This window comes from Ruegeria sp. BE1, from assembly GCF_056538885.1.
Genome location: NZ_JBQFTY010000001.1, coordinates 1,035,176 through 1,055,875 on the forward strand (window position 1 = coordinate 1,035,176; position 20,700 = coordinate 1,055,875).

23 protein-coding genes are annotated in these 20,700 nt (G+C 58.8%); 9 read left to right on the forward strand and 14 right to left on the reverse strand.

Annotated features, from left to right (window positions below; genetic code table 11):
* Positions 1-102: 102 nt before the first annotated feature.
* Positions 103-972 (forward strand): class I SAM-dependent methyltransferase, encoded by an 870-nt coding sequence (locus ACR0J5_RS05125; protein ID WP_480651041.1) that lies wholly within the window; start codon positions 103-105, stop codon positions 970-972.
* Positions 973-1,043: 71 nt separating this feature from the next.
* A complete protein-coding gene (locus tag ACR0J5_RS05130; protein WP_480651043.1) occupies positions 1,044-1,520 on the forward strand; it encodes a fasciclin domain-containing protein in 477 nt (158 codons plus the stop codon).
* Positions 1,521-1,571: 51 nt separating this feature from the next.
* On the opposite strand, the gene ACR0J5_RS05135 is transcribed toward ACR0J5_RS05130, so the two are convergent.
* Together ACR0J5_RS05135 and ACR0J5_RS05140 are read right to left on the reverse strand one after the other, a co-directional pair.
* Positions 1,572-2,156: a L,D-transpeptidase gene (locus tag ACR0J5_RS05135; RefSeq protein WP_480651447.1), complete on the reverse strand. Its 585-nt coding sequence runs from the start codon at positions 2,154-2,156 to the stop codon at positions 1,572-1,574.
* 196 nt (positions 2,157-2,352) lie between these two features.
* Complete coding sequence (locus ACR0J5_RS05140; RefSeq protein WP_480651045.1) at positions 2,353-3,852, reverse strand: CoA-acylating methylmalonate-semialdehyde dehydrogenase; 1,500 nt, start codon at positions 3,850-3,852, stop codon at positions 2,353-2,355.
* 103 nt (positions 3,853-3,955) lie between these two features.
* Here ACR0J5_RS05140 and ACR0J5_RS05145 point away from each other — a divergent pair, with 103 nt between their 5' ends.
* From ACR0J5_RS05145 to coaD, 3 genes are all read left to right on the forward strand, one after another.
* Entirely contained in the window at positions 3,956-4,858 is a 903-nt protein-coding gene (locus ACR0J5_RS05145) for a LysR family transcriptional regulator (protein WP_480651047.1), read from the forward strand.
* A 62-nt stretch (positions 4,859-4,920) separates the two neighbouring features.
* Positions 4,921-5,358, forward strand: coding sequence for a CBS domain-containing protein (locus ACR0J5_RS05150; protein ID WP_480651049.1), 438 nt, complete (start codon positions 4,921-4,923; stop codon positions 5,356-5,358).
* 85 nt (positions 5,359-5,443) lie between these two features.
* The gene (gene coaD / locus ACR0J5_RS05155) at positions 5,444-5,935 is read left to right on the forward strand and encodes a pantetheine-phosphate adenylyltransferase (RefSeq protein ID WP_480651051.1); all 492 of its coding nucleotides are present in this window, start codon (positions 5,444-5,446) and stop codon (positions 5,933-5,935) included.
* On the opposite strand, the gene gap (ACR0J5_RS05160) is transcribed toward coaD, so the two are convergent.
* From gap (ACR0J5_RS05160) to gap (ACR0J5_RS05170), 3 genes are all read right to left on the reverse strand, one after another.
* Positions 5,927-6,931, reverse strand: coding sequence for a type I glyceraldehyde-3-phosphate dehydrogenase (gap, locus tag ACR0J5_RS05160; RefSeq protein WP_480651053.1), 1,005 nt, complete (start codon positions 6,929-6,931; stop codon positions 5,927-5,929). The two genes, coaD and gap (ACR0J5_RS05160), sit on opposite strands and share 9 nt — an antisense overlap.
* A gap of 81 nt (positions 6,932-7,012) precedes the next feature.
* Positions 7,013-7,156 (reverse strand): hypothetical protein, encoded by a 144-nt coding sequence (locus tag ACR0J5_RS05165; protein WP_480651055.1) that lies wholly within the window; start codon positions 7,154-7,156, stop codon positions 7,013-7,015.
* A 71-nt stretch (positions 7,157-7,227) separates the two neighbouring features.
* On the reverse strand, positions 7,228-8,229 hold the full coding sequence (gap, locus tag ACR0J5_RS05170; RefSeq protein ID WP_480651057.1) for a type I glyceraldehyde-3-phosphate dehydrogenase: 1,002 nt from the start codon (positions 8,227-8,229) through the stop codon (positions 7,228-7,230).
* A 181-nt stretch (positions 8,230-8,410) separates the two neighbouring features.
* On the opposite strand from gap (ACR0J5_RS05170), the gene ACR0J5_RS05175 reads away from it, so the two are divergent.
* Positions 8,411-9,349, forward strand: a complete 939-nt coding sequence (locus tag ACR0J5_RS05175; RefSeq protein ID WP_480651059.1) for a DUF808 domain-containing protein — start codon at positions 8,411-8,413, stop codon at positions 9,347-9,349.
* Between the two features lie 24 nt (positions 9,350-9,373).
* Here the strand turns inward: ACR0J5_RS05175 and ACR0J5_RS05180 are convergent, their stop codons facing one another.
* Positions 9,374-9,724: a hypothetical protein gene (locus ACR0J5_RS05180; protein ID WP_480651061.1), complete on the reverse strand. Its 351-nt coding sequence runs from the start codon at positions 9,722-9,724 to the stop codon at positions 9,374-9,376.
* Positions 9,725-9,884: 160 nt separating this feature from the next.
* The gene (gene tkt / locus ACR0J5_RS05185) at positions 9,885-11,906 is read right to left on the reverse strand and encodes a transketolase (RefSeq protein WP_480651063.1); all 2,022 of its coding nucleotides are present in this window, start codon (positions 11,904-11,906) and stop codon (positions 9,885-9,887) included.
* Positions 11,907-12,140: 234 nt separating this feature from the next.
* On the opposite strand from tkt, the gene ACR0J5_RS05190 reads away from it, so the two are divergent.
* From ACR0J5_RS05190 to ACR0J5_RS05200, 3 genes are read left to right on the forward strand one after another with little or no spacing between them, the layout of a single operon-like run.
* Positions 12,141-12,938 (forward strand): hypothetical protein, encoded by a 798-nt coding sequence (locus ACR0J5_RS05190; protein WP_480651064.1) that lies wholly within the window; start codon positions 12,141-12,143, stop codon positions 12,936-12,938.
* Positions 12,938-13,333: a cell division protein ZapA gene (locus ACR0J5_RS05195; protein WP_480651066.1), complete on the forward strand. Its 396-nt coding sequence runs from the start codon at positions 12,938-12,940 to the stop codon at positions 13,331-13,333. The genes ACR0J5_RS05190 and ACR0J5_RS05195 overlap by 1 nt, the downstream gene beginning before the upstream one ends.
* Positions 13,330-13,674, forward strand: coding sequence for an MliC family protein (locus ACR0J5_RS05200; RefSeq protein WP_480651068.1), 345 nt, complete (start codon positions 13,330-13,332; stop codon positions 13,672-13,674). Before ACR0J5_RS05195 ends, ACR0J5_RS05200 begins: the two co-directional genes overlap by 4 nt.
* Here ACR0J5_RS05200 and grxD read toward each other — a convergent pair whose 3' ends face one another.
* The 7 genes from grxD to ACR0J5_RS05235 form a co-directional block, all read right to left on the reverse strand.
* Positions 13,675-14,037 carry a Grx4 family monothiol glutaredoxin gene (grxD, locus tag ACR0J5_RS05205; protein ID WP_480651070.1) on the reverse strand — a complete coding sequence of 121 codons (363 nt, stop codon included), beginning with the start codon at positions 14,035-14,037 and terminating at the stop codon, positions 13,675-13,677.
* Positions 14,024-14,314, reverse strand: coding sequence for a hypothetical protein (locus ACR0J5_RS05210; protein ID WP_480651071.1), 291 nt, complete (start codon positions 14,312-14,314; stop codon positions 14,024-14,026). The genes grxD and ACR0J5_RS05210 overlap by 14 nt, the downstream gene beginning before the upstream one ends.
* Positions 14,311-14,550 carry a hypothetical protein gene (locus ACR0J5_RS05215; RefSeq protein ID WP_480651073.1) on the reverse strand — a complete coding sequence of 80 codons (240 nt, stop codon included), beginning with the start codon at positions 14,548-14,550 and terminating at the stop codon, positions 14,311-14,313. Before ACR0J5_RS05215 ends, ACR0J5_RS05210 begins: the two co-directional genes overlap by 4 nt.
* Positions 14,547-14,783, reverse strand: a complete 237-nt coding sequence (locus ACR0J5_RS05220) for a BolA family protein (RefSeq protein WP_058281391.1) — start codon at positions 14,781-14,783, stop codon at positions 14,547-14,549. The genes ACR0J5_RS05215 and ACR0J5_RS05220 overlap by 4 nt, the downstream gene beginning before the upstream one ends.
* 150 nt (positions 14,784-14,933) lie before the next feature.
* Positions 14,934-17,093, reverse strand: a complete 2,160-nt coding sequence (gene purL, locus ACR0J5_RS05225) for a phosphoribosylformylglycinamidine synthase subunit PurL (protein ID WP_480651075.1) — start codon at positions 17,091-17,093, stop codon at positions 14,934-14,936.
* Positions 17,094-17,247: 154 nt separating this feature from the next.
* Positions 17,248-19,497 (reverse strand): mechanosensitive ion channel family protein, encoded by a 2,250-nt coding sequence (locus ACR0J5_RS05230; RefSeq protein WP_480651077.1) that lies wholly within the window; start codon positions 19,495-19,497, stop codon positions 17,248-17,250.
* Positions 19,498-19,776: 279 nt separating this feature from the next.
* Positions 19,777-20,685, reverse strand: a complete 909-nt coding sequence (locus tag ACR0J5_RS05235; RefSeq protein ID WP_480651448.1) for a LysR family transcriptional regulator — start codon at positions 20,683-20,685, stop codon at positions 19,777-19,779.
* Positions 20,686-20,700 lie beyond the last annotated feature (15 nt).

The window sequence follows — 20,700 nt, forward strand, 5'->3', positions numbered from 1 at the left end:
TGCTTTATTCCGACCAGTGAATACGGAAAATGGCGTTTTGCCAAGCGTTTGACGCGGCACCGCTTGCAGAGGTCGGGCGAGCAGCGGTAAGGAACGGGTCAGATGACAGTGGAGCCGCCCGTGAAACCCAGAAAATTCCCCAAGATCAATGAGGCCCTGGACGAGCTGGGGGTAAAGCTGATCGACAAGGCCCCGGAACAGGACGAGCGCGCCCGTCTTGAGGCGTTCGAACGGGCAGGCGGGCTGACCCGTCCGGCTTATGCCCTGTCACCGGGGATGGAGGGGTTCGATATTGCGCCCTTGGTGGCTGAATATACAGAATATGCTGACGCATTGGCCGCGCTGAAAGACCCTGCGCGCAACCAGACGGGTTACAGAATCGGGAATGGTTACTACGACAGCCCCGACGCGGATGCGCTGTATCTGATGATCCGCCGGTTCAAACCGAAACGCGTGATCGAGGTCGGTTGCGGCAATTCCACCCGCGTGACGCGGCAGGCGATCATAGATGGCGGGTTGGACACGCAGATCACCGCGATTGACCCATATCCGCGCGCAGACATCGCGCATGTGGTGGATCACTTCGAGCAAAAACGGCTGGAAGAGGTCGACCCCGCGCTGTTCGATCAGCTTGAGGCCGGCGACGTTCTGTTCATCGATTCCAGCCATGTTGTACGGATGAGCAATGACGTCGCCCATCTGTTCTGCCGGATCATACCCGCGCTGAAACCCGGTGTCGTGATCCATGTGCACGATGTTTTTTTACCCTACGAATATCCCAAGCGGTTCTTCTATGACTGCCCGGGCTGGGGGGAGCAGTATATGCTCCACGCTTTGTTGCAATCCGGCGCGTTTACAATGCTTTGGCCGGGATATTTCCTGCAACAGGATCGCCCAGATGCGATGGATGCTTTGCCGTTTCTCAGGAACGGTCGGGCGCAGAGCATCTGGGTGCAGATCAAGAAAACATGATGTCAAAGTGATCCGGCTGTGATGAGGCCCCGTACCCCTTTTCATAACCAACTGGAGAGGAGTTCACAGTTATGTTCCGTCGTACACTTATGGGTGCCGCCGCCGCACTGGCCCTGACACTGCCGATGAAAGCTCAGGCCGCTGACATCGTGGATACTGCCGTATCGGCCGGGTCGTTTGAAACCCTTGTGGCCGCTGTTCAGGCGGCTGGTCTGGTCGACACGCTGAAGGGCGATGGCCCGTTCACCGTTTTCGCCCCCACGGATGAGGCATTTGCCGCGCTACCCGAAGGCACGGTGGAAACCCTGCTGCTGCCCGAAAACAAGGACCAGTTGGTTGAGATTCTGACCTATCACGTGGTTCCGGCCAAGGTGATGTCGGGCGACATTGCAGGCAAGCGCGCCAAGGTTCTGACCGTACAGGGCGACCGTCTGAGCGTGAATGCCAAGAACGGCGTCAAGGTCAATGACGCCAAGGTGGTTCAGGCCGATATCGAAACCAGCAATGGTGTGATCCACGTGGTCGATACGGTGATCCTGCCGGAATAAGGCCCCCTCGACAAGAAAAAGCCCCGGTCCTTTTGGCCGGGGCTTTGCGTTTCAGACCAGTCGGACCTGAGTTCCGATCTGGACTAGGGGATACAATTCCTCAACATGTTGGTTGTAAAGACCGATGCAACCTGACGAGCTTTGACGTCCGATCTTGCGCGTGTCGTGGGTGCCGTGGACCAGATAAGCTGGCCAGCCCAAATACATGGCACGCGTACCCAGCGGGTTTCCGGGTTCTCCGCCGTCCATTCGGATTGGAAGGCTCGGGTCACGCTCGCGCATGGATGCGGTCGGTGTCCAGCTTGGGTTTTCGCGCTTGCGTACAACTTCAGTATAGCCGCGCTTGGTCAGCTCTTCGCTCATGGGAACCGAGCTTGGGTAGAGTTTGTAAGTTCCATCCGGGCCCCAGTAGTGGACCGCGCGGCTGGTGATGTCGGCCAGCAGGCAACCTGCGCCCAGCTCATCAAAGTGATCCTGCCAGTTCTGCTGCGAGAACGAGGATACGTTTCGGCGCACCGGCAGTTGCGTGCTGATCGCTTCTTCATCCGTGGGGAAAGCATCCAGACTTTGGGCGCGCACGATCGCGGGCGTTGCCAGCAGAGATGCCGCGCCCAACAATGCGGTGCGGCGGGTCATACGAGGTTTCGACAAATTGGCCTCCGGTCCAGGAACTGCTCACTCAAACATTTTGCCGATAAAATATTCAGGTGAGACCTGTTTTTCCAGATGGTGCGGCCTGAATTTATCGTGAAGCGTGCGAAAAGACGCCGTTCCGAACGCCCAGACACAAAAAAACCGGCCCATTTGGGCCGGTTTTCTGTGTTGTTTGGGTTTAATCCATCGCTTTGAAGTTGAACTCGCCACCTTCTTTGATGCCCGATGGCCAGCGCGCCGTGACGGTTTTGGTCCGGGTATAGAATTTGAAGCTGTCCGGGCCATGTTGGTTCAGATCGCCGAACATGGATTTCTTCCAGCCGCCAAAGGTGTGATAGGCCAACGGAACCGGGATCGGGACGTTGACACCGACCATGCCAATATTGACACGGCTGGCAAAGTCACGCGCGGTGTCACCGTCACGCGTAAAGATCGCAGTGCCGTTGCCATATTCATGGTCCATCGCCAGTTTCAGCGCCTCTTCGTAGGACCCTGCACGAACGGTCGACAGGACCGGGCCAAAGATCTCTTGCTTGTAGATGTCCATGTCCGGGGTCACGTGGTCAAACAGGTGCGGTCCGACAAAGAAGCCGTCCTCATAGCCCTGCAGGCTAAAGTCGCGATTGTCGACGACCAGCTTGGCACCCTGTTCGATGCCCGAGTTGATCAGGCCCAGAATACGCTCTTTCGCGGCGCCGGTCACAACCGGGCCCATGTCCACGTCATCGCCTGCGGTGTAGGGGCCAACTTTCAGTTTCTCGATGCGCGGCACCAGCTTTTCGATCAGCGCGTCGGCGGTCTCCTCGCCAACCGGCACTGCGACCGATACGGCCATGCAGCGTTCGCCTGCCGCGCCGAAACCCGCACCGACGAGCGCGTCGGCGGCCTGATCCATGTCCGCGTCGGGCATGACGATCATGTGGTTCTTCGCGCCGCCAAAACACTGCGCGCGCTTGCCGTTCGCGGTTGCGCGGGAATAGATATATTGCGCAATCGGGGTGGAGCCTACGAAGGACACGCCCTGAATGATCTCGCTGTCCAGCAGGGTATCCACAGCCTCTTTATCGCCATTAACGACCTGGAAGACACCTGCGGGCAGACCAGCCTCGACAAACAGCTCTGCCAGCATCAGCGGGACCGAAGGGTCACGTTCGGACGGTTTCAGAACCACGGCATTGCCGCAGGCCAGCGCCGGGCCAACGTGCCACAGGGGCATCATGGCCGGGAAGTTGAACGGCATGATCGAGGCCACAACGCCGAGCGGCTGACGCATGGAATACATGTCAATGCCGGGGCCTGCGCTGTCGGTGTATTCACCCTTGAGCATCTGCGGCGCACCGATGCAGTATTCGATCACTTCCAGACCACGCTGCAGGTCGCCCTTGGCATCCGGTATGGTCTTGCCATGTTCACGGCTCAGCGCTTCGGCCAGCTTGTCCATGTCGCGGTTCATCAGACCGACCATGGCCATCATGACGCGCGCCCGTTTCTGCGGGTTCGTCGCGCCCCAGGCGGGTTGCGCGATTGCGGCTTGTTCGATCGCGGCGGTGGTTTCCGCTGCGCTTGCCATCGGGCATTTGTACTGTACCTCGCCGGTCGCTGGGTTGAACACATCATCAAACCGGCCCGAGGAACCGGCCACATATTCGCCATTCAGAAAGTGGGTCAGGTCTTGCATCGAAAACTCCTCCGATAGATTTGCGCGCAGAATAGGCTTGCAGAAATCTCACGAACAGAGGCAATGTCTCAAAAGAGCTTTGCAAAAATGCAAAAGGACGATCATGAACCCGAATTGGGATGACATGCGTGTTTTCCTGGCCGTCGCGCGTGAGGAAAGCCTGTCTTCGGCCGGTCGTATCCTTAAAATCGACCCGGCCACTGTGGGTCGGCGCATCGCGCGGCTGGAAACAACGCTGGACACAAGCCTGTTCACCAAGTCTCAGCAAGGCTATCTGCTGACTGCTGCCGGGGAACGTCTGTTGGATCACGGACTACAGGCCGAAGAGGCGATGCGCGCGGCGGCGGGGGCGGTTGTTGGCTCGACCAAATCGCTGAGCGGGCAGATTCGGATCGGTGCACCGGATGGCAGCGCCAATTACCTGTTGCCGCAGGTCTGCGCGAAGATCAGCGATGAAAACCCTGATCTGGATATTCAGATACTGGCCTTGCCACGGGTCATCAACCTGTCGCGGCGCGAGGCCGATATGGCCCTGACTGTCAGCGCGCCAACCGCAGGCAAGCTGCTGGTTCAACGTGTCTGTGACTACAAGTTGCACATGGTCGCGACCGAGGACTATCTGCGCCAGCACGGTTCCATCCACTCGGTCGCTGATCTGAAGGGGCACCGGCTGATCGGCTATATTCCCGACATGATCTTTGACCGTGAACTGGATTACCTCAGCGACATTGGCATTGACCGCGTTGCGCTTGCATCGAATTCGGTTTCGGTCCAGCTGCGGCAGGTCACGCTGGGCACCGGGGTCTGTGTTGCGCATGATTTTACCCTGCCATTCCACCCAAATCTGCGGAAACTGCTGACGGATCAGGTCAGTCTGACCCGCAGTTTTCACCTTGTCCGGCACGAAGGTGATCAACGGAATGAACGCCTGAACCGCTTTGCCGAGGCGCTGTCACACGGCATCCGTGACGAAGTTGCGCGGCTTGAAGCCGAGGCTGACGCTTGACAGGTGGGCCCATTCCGGCAACGCTTTAAAAAACAGTACGTTATTATCCGGAGGTTTTTTGCATGCTCGTTCAGGCCATTCTGACATCCAAGGCTGCCAACGGGGTGGTGACAGTGCCGCCATCTGCAACGGTGTCCGAAGCCGCAAAGATTTTGGCGGCAAAACGGATCGGTACAGTGATCGTGTCCGAGGATGAGGGCAAAACCGCCATGGGCATCCTGTCGGAGCGCGACATCGTGCGCGAGCTTGCCGCCAGCGGCAGCGGCTGTCTGGACCAGCCGGTCGACAGCTATATGACCCGCGATCTGGTCACCGCCACACGGCAGGAAAGCGTTCAGGACATCATGACCCGTATGACCGAGGGCCGGTTTCGTCACATGCCGATCGTCGAAAACGGTGAACTGGTGGGCATCGTGACCATCGGCGATGTGGTCAAGGCGCAGTTGATGGAACTCGCGATGGAAAAAGACGCGCTGCAGGGCATGATTATGGGTCATTGACGGCTACGGCCGTCGCACAGGCCACTTGCACCCGCATCCAAGTTATGTTTGCGTGCGCAGAAATTTTATTGCGCAGGAGGGCGCGATGCGGGTGGCATTGTATCCGGGAACCTTTGACCCCATCACCATGGGTCATATCGACATTATCCGCCGTGCCTCGGCGCTGGTGGACAAGCTCGTGATCGGTGTCGCCATCAATCGCGACAAGGGTCCACTGTTTTCATTGGAAGAACGTGTGGCCATGATCGAGGCCGAATGCGCGCATCTGTCCCAGCAGACCGGTACCGAGATTGTGGCACATCCATTTGAGAACCTGCTGATCGATTGTGCCCGCGATGTCGGCGCGCAGATCATTGTGCGGGGTTTGCGGGCTGTCGCTGATTTTGAGTATGAATTCCAGATGGTTGGCATGAATCGCGTGTTGGACGATTCGATAGAAACCGTGTTTCTGATGGCCGAAGCGCGGCATCAGGCGATTGCATCCAAGCTTGTGAAAGAGATCGCCCGGTTGAACGGGGACGTGTCGAAATTCGTCACGCCCCGCGTCAACGACGCCCTGAAAGAGCGTTTAGGATAGCGCGCCCATCGCGGCGGCTGTGTCCAGCATCCGGTTCGAGAAGCCCCATTCATTGTCATACCACGCCAGCACGCGCACCAGCGTGCCGTCGGTTACTTTGGTCTCGGCCAGCGACACGGTCGAGCTGTGGGCATCGTGGTTGAAATCCATCGACACAAGCGGGCGGGTTTCTGCCGCCAGAACGCCGGGGATTTTGGCCGCAGCCTCAACAAACAGCGCGTTCACTTCGTCTTCGGTTGTGGGGCGCGCCACTTCGGCGACCAGATCAACGACCGACACGTTTGGCGTGGGGACGCGGATCGCCTGACCCGTCAGTTTGCCTGACAGTTGCGGCAGAACCAGACCTACTGCAGCGGCTGCGCCGGTTGTGGTAGGGATCATCGACAAGGCGGCGGCGCGCGACAGATAGGGGTCTTTGCCCGCCGTGTCGTGAACCGGCTGGCTGGCAGTATAGGCGTGAACCGTGGTCATGTTGCCGTGGACGATACCCAGACCATCATCCAAAGCGGCTGCGACCGGCGACAGACAGTTCGTGGTGCACGAGGCGTTAGAAACGACGGTATCCTGCGCCGTCAGCTCATGGTCGTTCACACCGAACACGATTGTTTTGACCCCGCCATCCCCGCGTGCGGGCGCCGAGATCAGGACCTTTTTCGCACCGTTCTTCAGGTGGCGCTCTGCCGCTTCGCGCGTGCGGAAAACGCCAGTGCACTCCAGAACCACGTCAACGTCGGACCATTCCAGCGCCTCGGGGTCGCGTTCGCTGGTCAGACGAATGGGGCCTGCGCCCACATCCAAACCGGCCTCGGACAAGGTCACTTTGTTCGGATAGCGGCCGTGTACGCTGTCGAATTCGAACAGATGGGCGTTCATTTCAGGTTTGGCCAAATCGTTTATCGCCACGATCTCAACATCTGTGCGACCGCTTTCCATCACGGCGCGCAAAACGCCGCGCCCGATCCGTCCAAAACCGTTGATTGCCAATTTGAGTGTCATGTTCTGCTCCGTCCGAATAGCGGCCAAGTTTGGTTAGCGCTAACATCACGGGATCGGTCAAAATGTCAAGCAAAACCTCAATCAGCGCCAGAAAGCGAGCCAATCCAGAAAGGAGTAGAGCTTTTTGCCCAGGAACACCAAATGCTCGGGTCCAAAGATCAGCACGTCCAAAAGGACCGCGCCAAGGATAAGCGCGCCAAGCCAGAGAGCAATTTGGTTGGTCATGGTGGCCCCGAACGAAAATGCCCGCCCAGATAACCTGAGCGGGCAAAAAACTTCAAGAATTCAAACTGGTCTTAGTTAAGCCGGCCCATTGCCACGGCAACATCGGCCATGCGGACCGAGAAGGCCCACTCGTTGTCATACCAGGCCAGAACACGCACCAGACGGCCATCGACAACGCGGGTCTGATCCGGCGCGAAGATCGAGCTTTCTTCGGTGTGGTTGAAATCGGTCGACACCAGCGGAGCGGGTTCATAGCCCAGAACACGCTGCATCGGACCCTGCGAGGCTTCGCGGACGATTTCGTTCACTTCTTCCACGGTCACGTCGCGACCGGCACGGAAGGTCAGGTCAACGGCCGAGACATTCGGGGTGGGCACGCGGATGGCCGAGCCATCCAGACGACCTTTGAGGTTCGGCAGAACTTCACCCAGCGCCTTGGCGGCACCGGTCGAGGTTGGGATCATCGACATCGCAGCAGCGCGGGCGCGGTACAGGTCGCTGTGGCGGCGATCCAGGGTCGGTTGGTCGCCTGTGTAGGCGTGGATCGTGGTCATGATGCCGTTTTCGATGCCGATACCTTCGTCCAGAACCTTGGCAAGCGGAGCAAGGCAGTTCGTGGTGCAGGACCCGTTCGAGACCATGTTGTCATTTGCAGTCAGCGTGTTGTGATTCACACCGAACACGATGGTCTTGTCGACATTCTTGCCGGGGGCAGACAGCAGAACCTTTGCCGCGCCACGCTCAAGATGCGTCTTGGCTTTCAGGCCGTCGTTGAATTTGCCGGTGCATTCCAGAACGACGTCGCAGCCTTCCCAGTCCAGCTCGTTCATGTCGTAGGTCGAGAACATCTCCATCGGGCCCCGGCCCAAATCCAGAGTATTGCCATTGACGGCGATGTCGCGCGGGAAACGGCCATGGACGCTGTCATATTTCAACAGATGCGCGGTTGTTTCCAACGGGCCGGTCGCGTTGACCTTGATCACTTCGATGTCGTTACGGCCTGACGCGGCGATGTGCGACAGGGTGCAGCGGCCGATGCGGCCAAAACCATTGATACCGACCTTGATGGTCATGTGACGTCTCCAAATGCGCTTGCGATGCAGGCCATATAGCCCTGATTGCTGAATCTCAAAAGAGCAAAAGCGGCATATTTTTAAGGTGTTAGCGCAAACCTGCGGCGGTTGCGCTAACGCTTGCGCTAGCTGACGGATCGGGTAGGGTCCGCATACGGTGCAAGACAGGAAAGGATGCGCGATGAGCGGTCTGTTGGCCCTTTTGGACGATGTGGCGGGGATCGCCAAGGTGGCAGCGGCCTCGGTCGATGACGTGGTTGCTGCTGCGGGCAAGGCCGGGGCCAAGACGGCGGGTGTGATCATCGATGACGCGGCAGTGACGCCGAAATACGTTCAGGGCTTTGCGCCTGCGCGGGAACTGCCGATCATCTGGCGCATTGCGCGCGGGTCGATCTTTAACAAGATCGTTTTGCTCTTGCCGGTCGCACTTTTGCTGGCCAATTTCGCGCCATGGCTGATCACGCCTTTGCTGATGCTGGGGGGATCGTATCTGTGTTTTGAGGGGGCAGAGAAGATTTTTCATGTCCTTTTCCCGCATGGCAGCAAGGCCATCGAAGACGACATGAATGTACGCGACCCCGGCCATCTGGAGGAGCAGAAGGTCAAGGGTGCGATCAAGACGGATTTCATATTGTCGGCCGAAATCATGACCATCGCTTTAGCGGCGATTGAGGCTCCGAACCTTTGGATGCAGGCAGCCACGCTTGCGGTTGTGGGGATCGGGGTGACGGTCGCGGTCTATGGCTCGGTCGCGTTGATCGTGAAAATGGACGATGTCGGGCTGTTTCTGGCGCAGAACGCACCAACGCCTGTGGGCAGGGGCCTAGGTCGCGGCTTGGTCAAGGCAATGCCGGGCGTGATGAAAACCCTGTCAATTGTTGGCACGGCAGCCATGTTGTGGGTGGGCGGATCGATTGTCATTCACGGGATGGAGGTTCTGGGCTTTGGCTGGCTGGGCCATCATATCCATGACTGGGCCTATGCGCTTGGCCACATGGTATCCGCGCAATACGAAGCAGCTGTTGAGTGGATTGCCAAAGCCACCATGGATGGCATTTTCGGCTTGGCCTGGGGATTCGTCCTGATCCCCCTGGCGACCAAATTGCTGAAAAAGCACTAAGTATTCGCCAAAGGGCAGGGTGCGTCAGTAGTCGTTTGGGTTGCCTTTCACGACAACGCCCGATCCGTCGACCTTGCCATCCTTGTATAGGGTCACGGCAGCCCCATCGATTTTGAGGTCCCAGCAATTCTTGGGGTCCGTGCCGTATTGAAAGCACATGCCATTGTCGGTGGCCGTCCAGACACCGGTATAGCCATCGCCTTTGATCGTGCCGTCTGCTGCGTAATACTCGGTGAATGCGCCCGACAGCATGCCACCCTGATAGGTGTGGTCGCTCATGGTGTTTTGGATTTCATCTTTGGACGCGAAAGCCTCGGCGCTGGCGGATGAGGCCGCGACGATCGTGGCCAATACGAATGCGGTGGTGCGTATCATGTCTGTTCTCCCTGTTCCTGAAAGCCTTTGGCTGACCTAGCGGGTGGCGGGTAGGAGGAAAGACACGATACGGTCACGATGACTCACCGGCCCGTGAGGGTGCGGGAAAGAAAAAAGGCGACCAAGGAGGCCGCCTTTTCAATGTGATTTGCAGTGGGGATTAACCCAGCAATTCTTCGACCTTCGCAACTGTCGCCTCGGCGGTGATGCCGAAATGCTTGTACAGCTCACCCGCCGGGGCGGATGCGCCAAAGCTGGACATGCCGATAAAGCCTGCTTTTGCTTCGCGGCCACGCTCGCCCAGCAGCCAACGGTCCCAGCCACCGGCGCGCACGGCGGCCTCGATGCCGACGCGGACCGGCCCACCGGGCAGAACGCGTTTGCGATAGGCTTCGTCCTGTTGCGCGAACAGTTCCATGCAAGGCATGGACACAACGCGTGTGCCGATACCGTCTGCCTCAAGCATCGCTTTTGCTTCCATCGCCAGCGAAACCTCAGAGCCGGTTGCGATCAGGATGGCCTGACGCTTGCCCTCGGCCTCGGCCAGAACATAAGCGCCCTGCGCAACTAGGTTCTTGGTCTTGTGATCTTTACGCACGGTCGGAACGCCCTGACGGGTCAACGACAGGACCGAGGGGCTTTCCTTGAAGGTCAGCGCCAATTCCCATGCCTCGGCCGTTTCAATGGTGTCAGCGGGGCGGAACACATAGGTGTTGGGTGTTGCGCGGCTGATGGCCAGATGCTCGACCGGTTGATGGGTCGGACCGTCTTCGCCCAGACCGATGGAATCGTGGGTCATCACGAAAACCGACGGGATTTTCATCAGCGCGGCCAGGCGCATGGAGGGGCGGGCATAGTCGGTGAAGGCCATGAACGTACCGCCATAGGGGCGGATGCCACCATGCAGCGCCATGCCGTTCATTGCGGCAGCCATACCGTGTTCTCGGATACCGTAGTGAATGTAACGGCCCTTGCGGTTTTCCGGCAGGAACACGCCCATATCGGCCGATTTGGTGTTGTTCGACCCGGTCAGGTCTGCCGAGCCGCCCACGGTCTCGGTCATGATCGGGTTAACGACGTTCAGAACCTTTTCCGACGAGGCGCGGGTGGCCAGTTTCGGTTGCTCTTCCGAGGCTTGTTTCTTGAACGAACGGATCGCACCGGCCAGTTTCTTCGGGGCTTCAAACGCATAAGCGCGGTTGAACTCGGCCTGTTTACGCTCAGAGATTTGCGCGAAACGCTCTTCCCATGCAGCGCGCTCGGCAGCGCCGCGGGTGCCGATGGCCTCCCATGCGGATTTCACATCTGCCGGGATTTCGAACGCGCCATGCGGCCAGCCATAGCCGTCCTTGGCGGCTTTCAGCTGCTCCTGATCGGTCAGCGCGCCGTGGCCTTTCGACGTGTCCTGCGCCGCGTGGCCCAGAGCGATATGGCTTTCACACGCGATCATGGTCGGCTTGTTCGACTTTTTCGCCTGGGTGATGGCCGCGTCGATGGCCTGCGGATCATGACCGTCAATCTCGATCACATGCCAGCCCGAGGCCGCGAAACGGCGCACCTGATCGGTGCGGTCGGCAATGTCGACGGTGCCGTCGATGGTGATGTTGTTGTTGTCCCAGAAGACGATCAGCTTGCTCAGCTCATGGCGACCGGCGAGGGTGATCGCCTCTTGGCTGACGCCCTCCATCAGGCAACCGTCGCCTGCGATCACATAGGTATAATGGTCGACGATCTTTTTGCCGTAATGCGCGCGCTGGATTTCTTCGGCCATGGCAAAGCCCACAGCGTTCGAAATACCCTGACCCAGAGGGCCGGTTGTGGTTTCGATCCCGTCGACCAGAAAGTTCTCGGGGTGGCCTGCGGTTTTGGCGCCCAGCTGGCGGAAGTTCTTGATCTCTTCCAGCGTCACATCGCCATGGCCGGTGAGATAGAGCAGCGAATAGATCAGCATCGAGCCATGACCGGCCGAAAGGATGAACCGGTCGCGGTCGGGCCAATTCGGGGCCGAGGCGTCGAATTTCAGGTGCTTTTCGAACAGCACGGTCGCAACATCGGCCATGCCCATGGGCATACCGGAATGGCCGGAATTGGCGGCAGCGACGGCATCAAGGGTCAAGGTGCGGATGGCCGCAGCTTTGTCCCAGTGTTCAGGATTGGCATTGCGCAGCGCAGTCAGGTCCACGGGCGTTGTTCCTTTGGATTACAGGCAGATGGGCGCTCAATACCATCCACCCTCCAAAGTGCAAGCAGAACCCTTTATTTTGCGGCCGGGCAGGATCAAGAAAGCGGCCCAAGTGATTGAAAGCAAACAGTGGGTATTTTTGTGTGTGTTGGGTTAGACTGGGCCAAGAAGCGGAGTAAGTTGATTCGGACAATCCCGCGTGACAAGGAACCTTGGTAAAGAGGTGGCAGGGGCATGAGCCAGATCGAAGAATTACATCGCCGCATCATCACCGCGATGGAGCGCATCGGAACCGGTGTTGAGGCGCTGCGGGATGCGGCCCCGTCCAATGCTGGTGCAGACGACACGTTGCAGGCCGCGCTTGAGGATGAGCGCGTTGCCAATGCGCAATTGGAAGAGCGTCTGAAATCCCTCAAAGAGCGCCACGAACAGGAAGTCGACGCCATGCGCGCCGATATGGAAAGCCTGCGCGCGGCGCCGGTTGAAGATCCCGAAAACGGCGCGCTGCGCGAACAATTGGCCGAAGCCACAGCCAAGCTTGCTTCGGTCGAAGCTGCGCGGGCTGAACTGGCCGCTGCAAAGGCTGCGTTGGAAAACCAGGATGAGCTGGACGCGTTAAAGGCTGAAAACGAACAGCTGAAATCCGCTGCGGCCTCACTGCAAAAGATTGAAGCGGAAAATGCTCAGCTGCGTTCGGAACTCGCCGATAGCGAGCGCGTGGCTGAATTGAGCGCAGAGCTTGATATGTTGCGCGCGGAACGGTCGAGCCATGGTGCGGCAATGTCGCGTCTGGATGACGATCTGCAGCGGATGCGCAAGGCCAATGAGCAGCTTCGGCAATCGGTCGATGAATTGCGTGCGGCCACGCAGGATGGCGTGCTGGATGCCGAATTGCTCAACCGCGCCACTGTGGCCGAGCTTGAGGCGACACGTGCCGCGCAAGCCACGGACGCTGCCGAAGCGCACGCGGTTCTGGCCCGGCTGGAACCGTTGCTGTCCAAGGCGAAACTGGCGGAAGGAGAGGTTGAATAATGCCCGAAGTGACCATTCAAATCGGTGGGCGCGGCTTCGATGTCTCGTGCCAGGAAGGCGAAGAGGCGTTTCTGCACTCTGCCGCAAAACTGCTGGATGACGAGGCGCAGGTTCTGTCCGATCAAATCGGTCGTATGCCGGAATCGCGGATGCTGTTGATGGCCGGGCTGATGCTGGCAGACAAAGCGGCGGGAACCGATGACAAGATCAGGTCGCTTGAGGCCAAACTTTCCGCGGTTGAGGCCGAGCTGCACCAGATCAAAACCATGCCGCAGCCCGAACCTGAAAGAATCGAAGTGGCCGTGGTCCCGCCATCGGTGACCGACACACTGGCCGAGTTGGCAGCACGCGCGGAAGCCTTGGCTTCCGTGATCGAAGAAAGGTCTGCGAAATGAGAACCCTGATCTGTTCCGCTGCTTTTGCCCTGTCGGGTGGTATGGCTTTGGCTGAGATTGACATCCTGCCGGTCACGTTCACCTGTTCGAACGGCGTGCCCCTTCAGGTTGCGTATTTCAATGCGCCAGACGGGTCCAGCGCTGCGGCGATGATGGTAGACAATCAGTTGGTTACGCTGCGCCAGACCGAAAGCGGGTCCGGCATCCGATATGAATCCGAGGGCGGTCCGGGGACATATATCCTGCGCTCAAAGGGCTGGGAGGCGACTGTGGGTTATCTGGCGGCAGGTGCGGATGCCGCCAGTGAACAGATTATCGTGCAGAACTGTGTCAGCCGCTGATCAGGCGTTCGCTTCGCGGATCTTGTCAGCGGCGTCCTTGTTGTAGCCGACACCGTTGTCGTCAAACAGCGTGTCCAACTCACCCGACAGGGTCATTTCGGTGATGATGTCGCAACCGCCAACGAACTCGCCTTTGACATAGAGTTGGGGCACGGTCGGCCAGTCCGAGTAATCCTTGATGCCCTGACGAACGTTTTCATCGGCCAGAACGTTCACATCGGTATAATCCACGCCCATATAGTTGAGAACACCGGCCACGCGGGACGAGAATCCGCATTGCGGCATCTCTTTGGTGCCTTTCATATACAGCACCACATCGTTGGCTTTGACGGTTTCGTCGATCTGGGTCTTAACGTCGCTCATCTTGCTTGTCCTCTTTGCCCGCATCCGGGCCGGTTGTTGCGTGTTTTGACGGGGTTGAGGTCCAGCCTTCGTCCTCTAACCGTCTTTGTTCGGCTTGCGCCAGGGCCAATGGGTCAAGCCCGTATCTTTCGATGCCGCCCACCTTGCTGATTTTGTCCGGGTCCGGGCGCATATCGACAAGGTTTCGTTTTCTGTGCCGTTTCAGATAGGCCTCAAGCAGCGCGGCGGCAACCACCAATGCCGCGATGACGGCTATCCAGAACAGCCAGCCACTCATTTTTTGGGTGCCATGGCTTTGGCGTATTCCTGAGGATCGCGTGGAATTACGATCGCAGAAGATTGATCACTGTTTGAGCCTGCATAGTTCGAAGACACGACCGCCGCGTTTTGACTTGGTGTCGTGCCTCGGCCCGCTCTTTTGTGAGTTTTCCCAAGAGCATTTCGAACGATCAGCACACTGCCAACAATCGCAATGGCTGCGCAGATCAAGTAAATCCAAAACGTAACCGTCATTCAGGTACTTTTGTGGTCAGGGCCAGCGCGTGCAACTCTCCGTCCGGGCCGTCCATCTTGCCTTTCAGCGCCGCATAGACCGCGCGTTGCTGTTGGACCCGGTTCTTGCCGCGAAAGCTTTCGTCCACGACCATGGCGGACATATGTACGCCGTCATGCCCGCCGACCTGAATTTCCGCATCGGGAAAGGCTTCGCGCAGCAGGTGTTCGATATCATTGGCGCTCATCGGCATGTAGGTAACTCCTGAAAGTCTTTCCCAAGATGTAGAGCGATGCGGGAGAGGGTGCAAGGTGGCACGAATGTGCAAAATGGCAAAACCCGCGCCTGTGGAAGGCGCGGGTTTTTCCGTATTTGGAACGAGAAGAAGGGCAGGCGCGCGCCCTTAGGCCACGGCCGCCGCAAAGCTGTTGCGGAAGGTTTCGGTCAGCTCGGTCAGAGGGGCTTCGGAATTGCCGATCTTAACATTGTCGCCGGTGAAACGACCGACCGAGACCAGCGGCACGCCAGCCTGACCGGCGGCGATCATCAGCGCCTCGGCCTGATCAAAGTTGCAGGCGACCAGATAGCGGGCCTGATCCTCGCCGAACAGGAATTCGGTCGAGGCTTCGTCGAGGCACACGCCCACGCCCGCGGCCTCGGCCAGTTCGAAGGCGGCCAGCGCAAGGCCGCCATCGCCCAGATCGGTGCAGGCTTTGATCATCTCACGATTGGCGCGGATGAAATCGCCGTTGCGCTTTTCGGCGTCCAGATCGACATGAGGGGCGTCGCCGTCTTCGCGGTTGAAGACCTCGGCCAGCAGGGCGGATTGGCCCAGATGACCGTTGGTTTCGCCGATAACCAGCGCCACGTGACCTTCGCGAACCTCGTTGCCGATGATCTCGTCCGTGTGGGTCAGCAAGCCCACCGCGCCGATGGTTGGCGTGGGCAAGATCGCCTGACCGTCAGTTTCGTTATAAAGCGAGACGTTGCCCGAAACGATGGGCATGTCCAGCGCGGCGACCGCCTCACCAATGCCTTGGATCGCGCCGACGAACTGGCCCATGATCTCGGGCTTTTCGGGGTTGCCGAAGTTCAGGTTGTCAGTGGTGGCCAGAGGTTTGGCACCAACGGCGGTCAGGTTGCGATAGGCTTCGGCCACAGCTTGCTTGCCGCCCTCAATCGGGTTGGCGCGGACATAGCGCGGGGTCACGTCGGACGTGAAGGCCAGCGCCTTGTCGGTGCCATGCACGCGGACCATGCCAGCGCCCAAACCGGGGGTTCGCGCGCTGTCGGCCATAACCATGGTGTCGTATTGTTCGTACACCCACTGCTTGCCCGCATAGTTGGGCGAAGCGAGCAGGGCGCGCAGGCCGTCGATTGGGTCGATCTGAGGGACCTCGGCCAATTCCTCGGCCTCGGGCGTGGCCACCCAGGGGCGGTCATATTCGGGTGCGGTCGAAGAGAGTTTGGACAGGGCCAGATCGGCTTTGACCTCGCCATTATGGACGATCAGAAAGCGGTCTTCGGCGATGGTCTCGCCTACGATGGCGAAGTCCAGATCCCATTTTTCGAACACGGCGCGGGCCTCGGCCTCAAGCTCGGGTTTGAGGACCATCAGCATGCGTTCCTGAGATTCCGACAGCATCATCTCATAGGCGGTCATGTTCTCTTCGCGCTGGGGGACGTTTTCCAGATCAAGGCGCACGCCAAGGCCGCCTTTGTCGCCCATCTCAACGGCGGAACAGGTCAGGCCCGCAGCGCCCATATCCTGAATCGAGATCACGGCGCCGGTCTGCATCAGTTCCAGCGTCGCCTCCATCAGGCGCTTTTCGGTGAAGGGGTCGCCGACCTGAACGGTGGGGCGTTTTTCTTCGATCGTGTCGTCGAACTCGGCCGAGGCCATGGTCGCGCCGCCCACGCCGTCGCGGCCGGTTTTGGCGCCCAGATAAACGACGGGCATGCCGACGCCCGAGGCGGCCGAGTAGAAAATCTTGTCACTGTCGGCCAGACCGGCGGCGAAGGCGTTTACAAGGCAGTTGCCGTTATAGGCGGGGTGGAAACGAACCTCGCCACCCACGCAGGGTACGCCGAAACAGTTGCCATAGCCGCCGATGCCTTCGACCACACCGTTGACCAACTGGCGGGTTTTGTGATGGTCGGGTTCACCGAAGGACAGGGCGTTCATCGACGCAATGGGGCGGGCCCCCATGGTGAAGACGTCGCGCAGAATGCCGCCCACACCGGTCGCCGCACCCTGATAAGGCTCGATATACGAGGGGTGGTTGTGGCTTTCCATCTTGAACACCACAGCCTGACCATCACCGATATCGACCACACCCGCATTCTCACCCGGTCCACAGATCACCTGCGGGCCAGAGGTCGGCAGAGTGCGCAGCCATTTCTTGGAGGATTTGTACGAGCAGTGCTCGTTCCACATGGCGGAAAAAATGCCAAGCTCGGTAAAGGTCGGCTCGCGCCCGATGATCTCAAGGATCATGTCGTATTCTTCGGGCTTCAGCCCGTGTGAGGCGATCAGATCGGGGGTGATTGCGGGCTCTTGCATCTTCTGTCCTGTGTCCAAGTGGGCCGAGATTGCGCGCCTTGTAGGGCAAGGGCGCGCCCGTGGGAAGGGTCAAGTGACCGCAGGCGGGCCCTGACAAAGAAAAACGGAACCGACCTAGGGCCGGTTCCGCCTATTTTTCAGCCATAGCTTCGGCTCAGGCCGGGTTTTGCTGCTGGTTCGCCGCGTCGGCGGCTGCGGCCCCAACGGCGGCCTTCTGCTCTTCAGTCAGGTGGTCGGCTTCCTCCAGACCGGGAATGGCAACGCGCACTTCGCGGCGGGCAAAGTCGATCCCGTTTTCCTTGAAGGCGGCCTTGACCCGGTTGAAGATTTCCTTGCGCAGGGTGAACTGCTTGCCCGGTTTGGCCATGAACTTGCCGCGGATGATCATGCCCACATCGTCAAAGTCGAACACGCCTTGCGATTTGAACGGCTGCAGGAAGCCATCCTTGTGCAGCTCATCTGCCATCATCTCGGCCCCGATCTTTTTGAAGATCTTCTTGACCTTGTTGGGATCGGTATCAAACGGCACGGTGAATTTCAGCTTCATGATGACCCAGTCGCGGCTGTAATTGGTCAGCTTCTGAATCTCACCATAAGGAATGGTGTGCACCGGGCCGCGATGGTGGCGCAGTTGCATGGACCGGATCGAGATCTTTTCGACCGTACCCGTTGTGCCGCCGACATCGACATATTCGCCAACGCGGAAGGCGTCATCGACCAGAAAGAAGATGCCGCCGACGATATCTGCGACCAGTTTCTGCGCGCCAAAACCGATGGCCAGGCCCAGAACACCGGCACCGGCCAGCAGCGGGGTGATGTTGATGCCAAGCGCTCCCAGCGCCAGCAGCACAAAGATCACAGCAATTGCGGCCTGCGCAGTGACGCGCAGCAACGGCAGGACAGTCGCCAGACGCGAGCCGCCCGATCCACCGCCTTCGCCAGCCTCTTCGTCGGGGCTTTGATCTGCGGCGGTCTGTTCCTTGGCCAGACGGCGGTTGATCCAAAGCGAGACGACCTCATTCAGGATGTAGCCGATCGCAATGATGATGAAGAACTGGATCAGCTTGCTGCCGGATTCAGCGCCACCTCCGGCAATCTCCTGCAGGTCGAGATCCCAGGCGCGGGCGACCATCAGGATGATCAGGATGCCCGCAAGAACCCGACCGATGCGGATATAGCTGCGCTTGGTCGATTTATAGGCGCGCTCGGCCACTGGGCCTTCGCCGAGCATTGGCGGCTGCAGATGCCGCACAAGGCCGCGGATCAACGTATCCAGAGCAGGTGCGATCAGCAGCCAGAACATGGTCTGGAAATGAGCCCCCTGAACCAGCAGTTGCAGCGATACCGGGTTGCGCTGCGCCACCAGAAACTCGACCAGCAGCCATGTCAGGGCGGACACACCGATGGCGAAATAGGGGTAATAGTGGGCCACCTCTTCATCGAACTTTGTATGATCGGGATCTGTGCCCAGCATCATCTGGGTCAGCCCCTCGCGCGCGGTCCAGGCGATCAGGCCGATATAGATATGAATGCCTGCGTTCAGCCAGAATCCAATGCGCGTTTCACCCGGGGTGATGCCGTTCAACTGGTTGAAATGGATGATGAACAGGGTGAACCCGATCAGCAACAGCAGGCCAATCAGGTTGCGATGCAGGTATTGTGCCCAGTGGTCGTCAATATTCACCAGCCGGAAATGAGGTTTCATCGGGGCCAGCACAAAGCGCGAGACTGCAGCACCCAGGCGCGGAACCCAGATCAGATAGAACACGAAGGGCGCGGCATAGGTGATCTGCTCGGTGGTCAGAATAGCGTTTCCGAGGGCGCGAATGACCACGTAGAAAACCACAAGCCCTGCGATCTCATGGCAAAAGCGGACAAACAGGTATTTGACCGCGCCCCTAAGATCGTTTTCATCTTCGGGCTCAACCGGGCTGTGCCATTTGCGCGTGATCAGACCAAACAGCTTTTCCGCCACATATCCAGCGACCAGAACGCTCAGAACCAATCCAAGCAGGACCAGCGCGCCATTGCCGCCGAACGTGCCGATGAAGTTGTCGACCGCGTGAACCTGGGCGCTAAAGAGGTTCGGGATGGTCATCAGCACGTGCTTCCACGAGGTCATCATTTCTGCCCAAATCTCGTTGAGCTCAGTGATTGGGTCTTCGTGGTCGGCGGCTTCGGCAGCCTTTTTTTCGGCCACTGCATCCAGACGCTCCAACAGGATGGCGCGGACCTGATCGTCGGACATACGTGCCACCAGATCGTCCACTTGTTCCGGTGTCAGATCATCGGGAATAGTTACGGTGGATGTCGAACCGTTTGAACCGGTGCTTTGTGCAAGGACCGGGCTGGTCAGACACAAAGCGCAAAGGACCGCCATCAACAGGCGAAGGGGGTGAAACATCGAATCTGTCCTCGATCACACGTTTTTGTGAATTTTGCGCGATCATAGGGCTAAGTGCCCGAGTTTCCCAGATGTTTTGCCGACTTATTCAAATGTATACTGCCTACCGGCAAAAAAAAGGCCGAGCACTAAGCTCGGCCATAGTCCAACAGGGAGGTATGAAGATGATGAGCGTTTCAGCATCACCGCCTTCATGTGCCCATTTAGGGATCACTTTGCGCACGATCAAGATGTTTCAGACTGATCTGTGATCATGCCCGCTATGCTGCAGGCGCATGGCTAAAGTTTTCCCATCTGCTTCAGCTGTTTGCGTTGCGCGACGATCTCATCCTGCACGAAGTCTCTGAAGGCCGCGACGCGTTTGGAATGGCGCAGTTCCTCGGGGTAGGCCAGGTAAACAGGAACATCAGCCGTTTCGATATCTGACAGGATCGGAACCAGATGCGGAAAGTCCTGCGTGACATAGTCCGGCAGGACACCAATGCCCAAATTATGCAGAACGCCCTGCAGAACGCCAAAGTAGTTGTTCACTGTCAGCAAAGAGCCTGGGTTGTAGGTCATCAGATGCCGTACCATTGCCGCGCTTGCCCCGACCTGCGGGGCCGAGGGGGTTTGGCAGATCAATCGATGATCCTTGATCTCATCCAGTGACTGCAGCATGCCACCATGCGTTTCGAGGTATTCCCGGGTCGCGTACAGCGTCATCTGCACGGTCATTAGCCGCTTGCGCACCAGATCGGCCTGGCTGGGTTCTTTCATGCGGATGGCCACGTCGGCTTCGCGCATAGGCAGGTCCAGCACGCGTTCTTCCAGCATCAGGTCGATGTTGAGATCAGGGTATTGCTCATAGAGTTTTGGCAGGCGCGGGGCGAGCCACAGCGTGCCAAATCCAAATGTGGTGGTGACGCGCAGGACGCCGAAAACCTCTTCTTCGCTGTCGCGGATGCGTGCGGCGGCGGCATCCAGACGCTTGGACATGGCCGAGGTTGCATCGAACAGCAGCTCGCCCTGTTCGGTCAGGATAAGCCCGCGCGCATGGCGGTGAAACAAGGTCGAATCAAGCGACTCTTCCAGTGCTCTGATCTGTCTGCTGACTGCGGACTGCGACAGGTTCAGCTTGTCCCCGGCATGGGTCAGGCTGCCCGCATCCGCCACTGCATGAAATATCCTAAGCTTATCCCAATCCATTGCCGCAACTTTCAT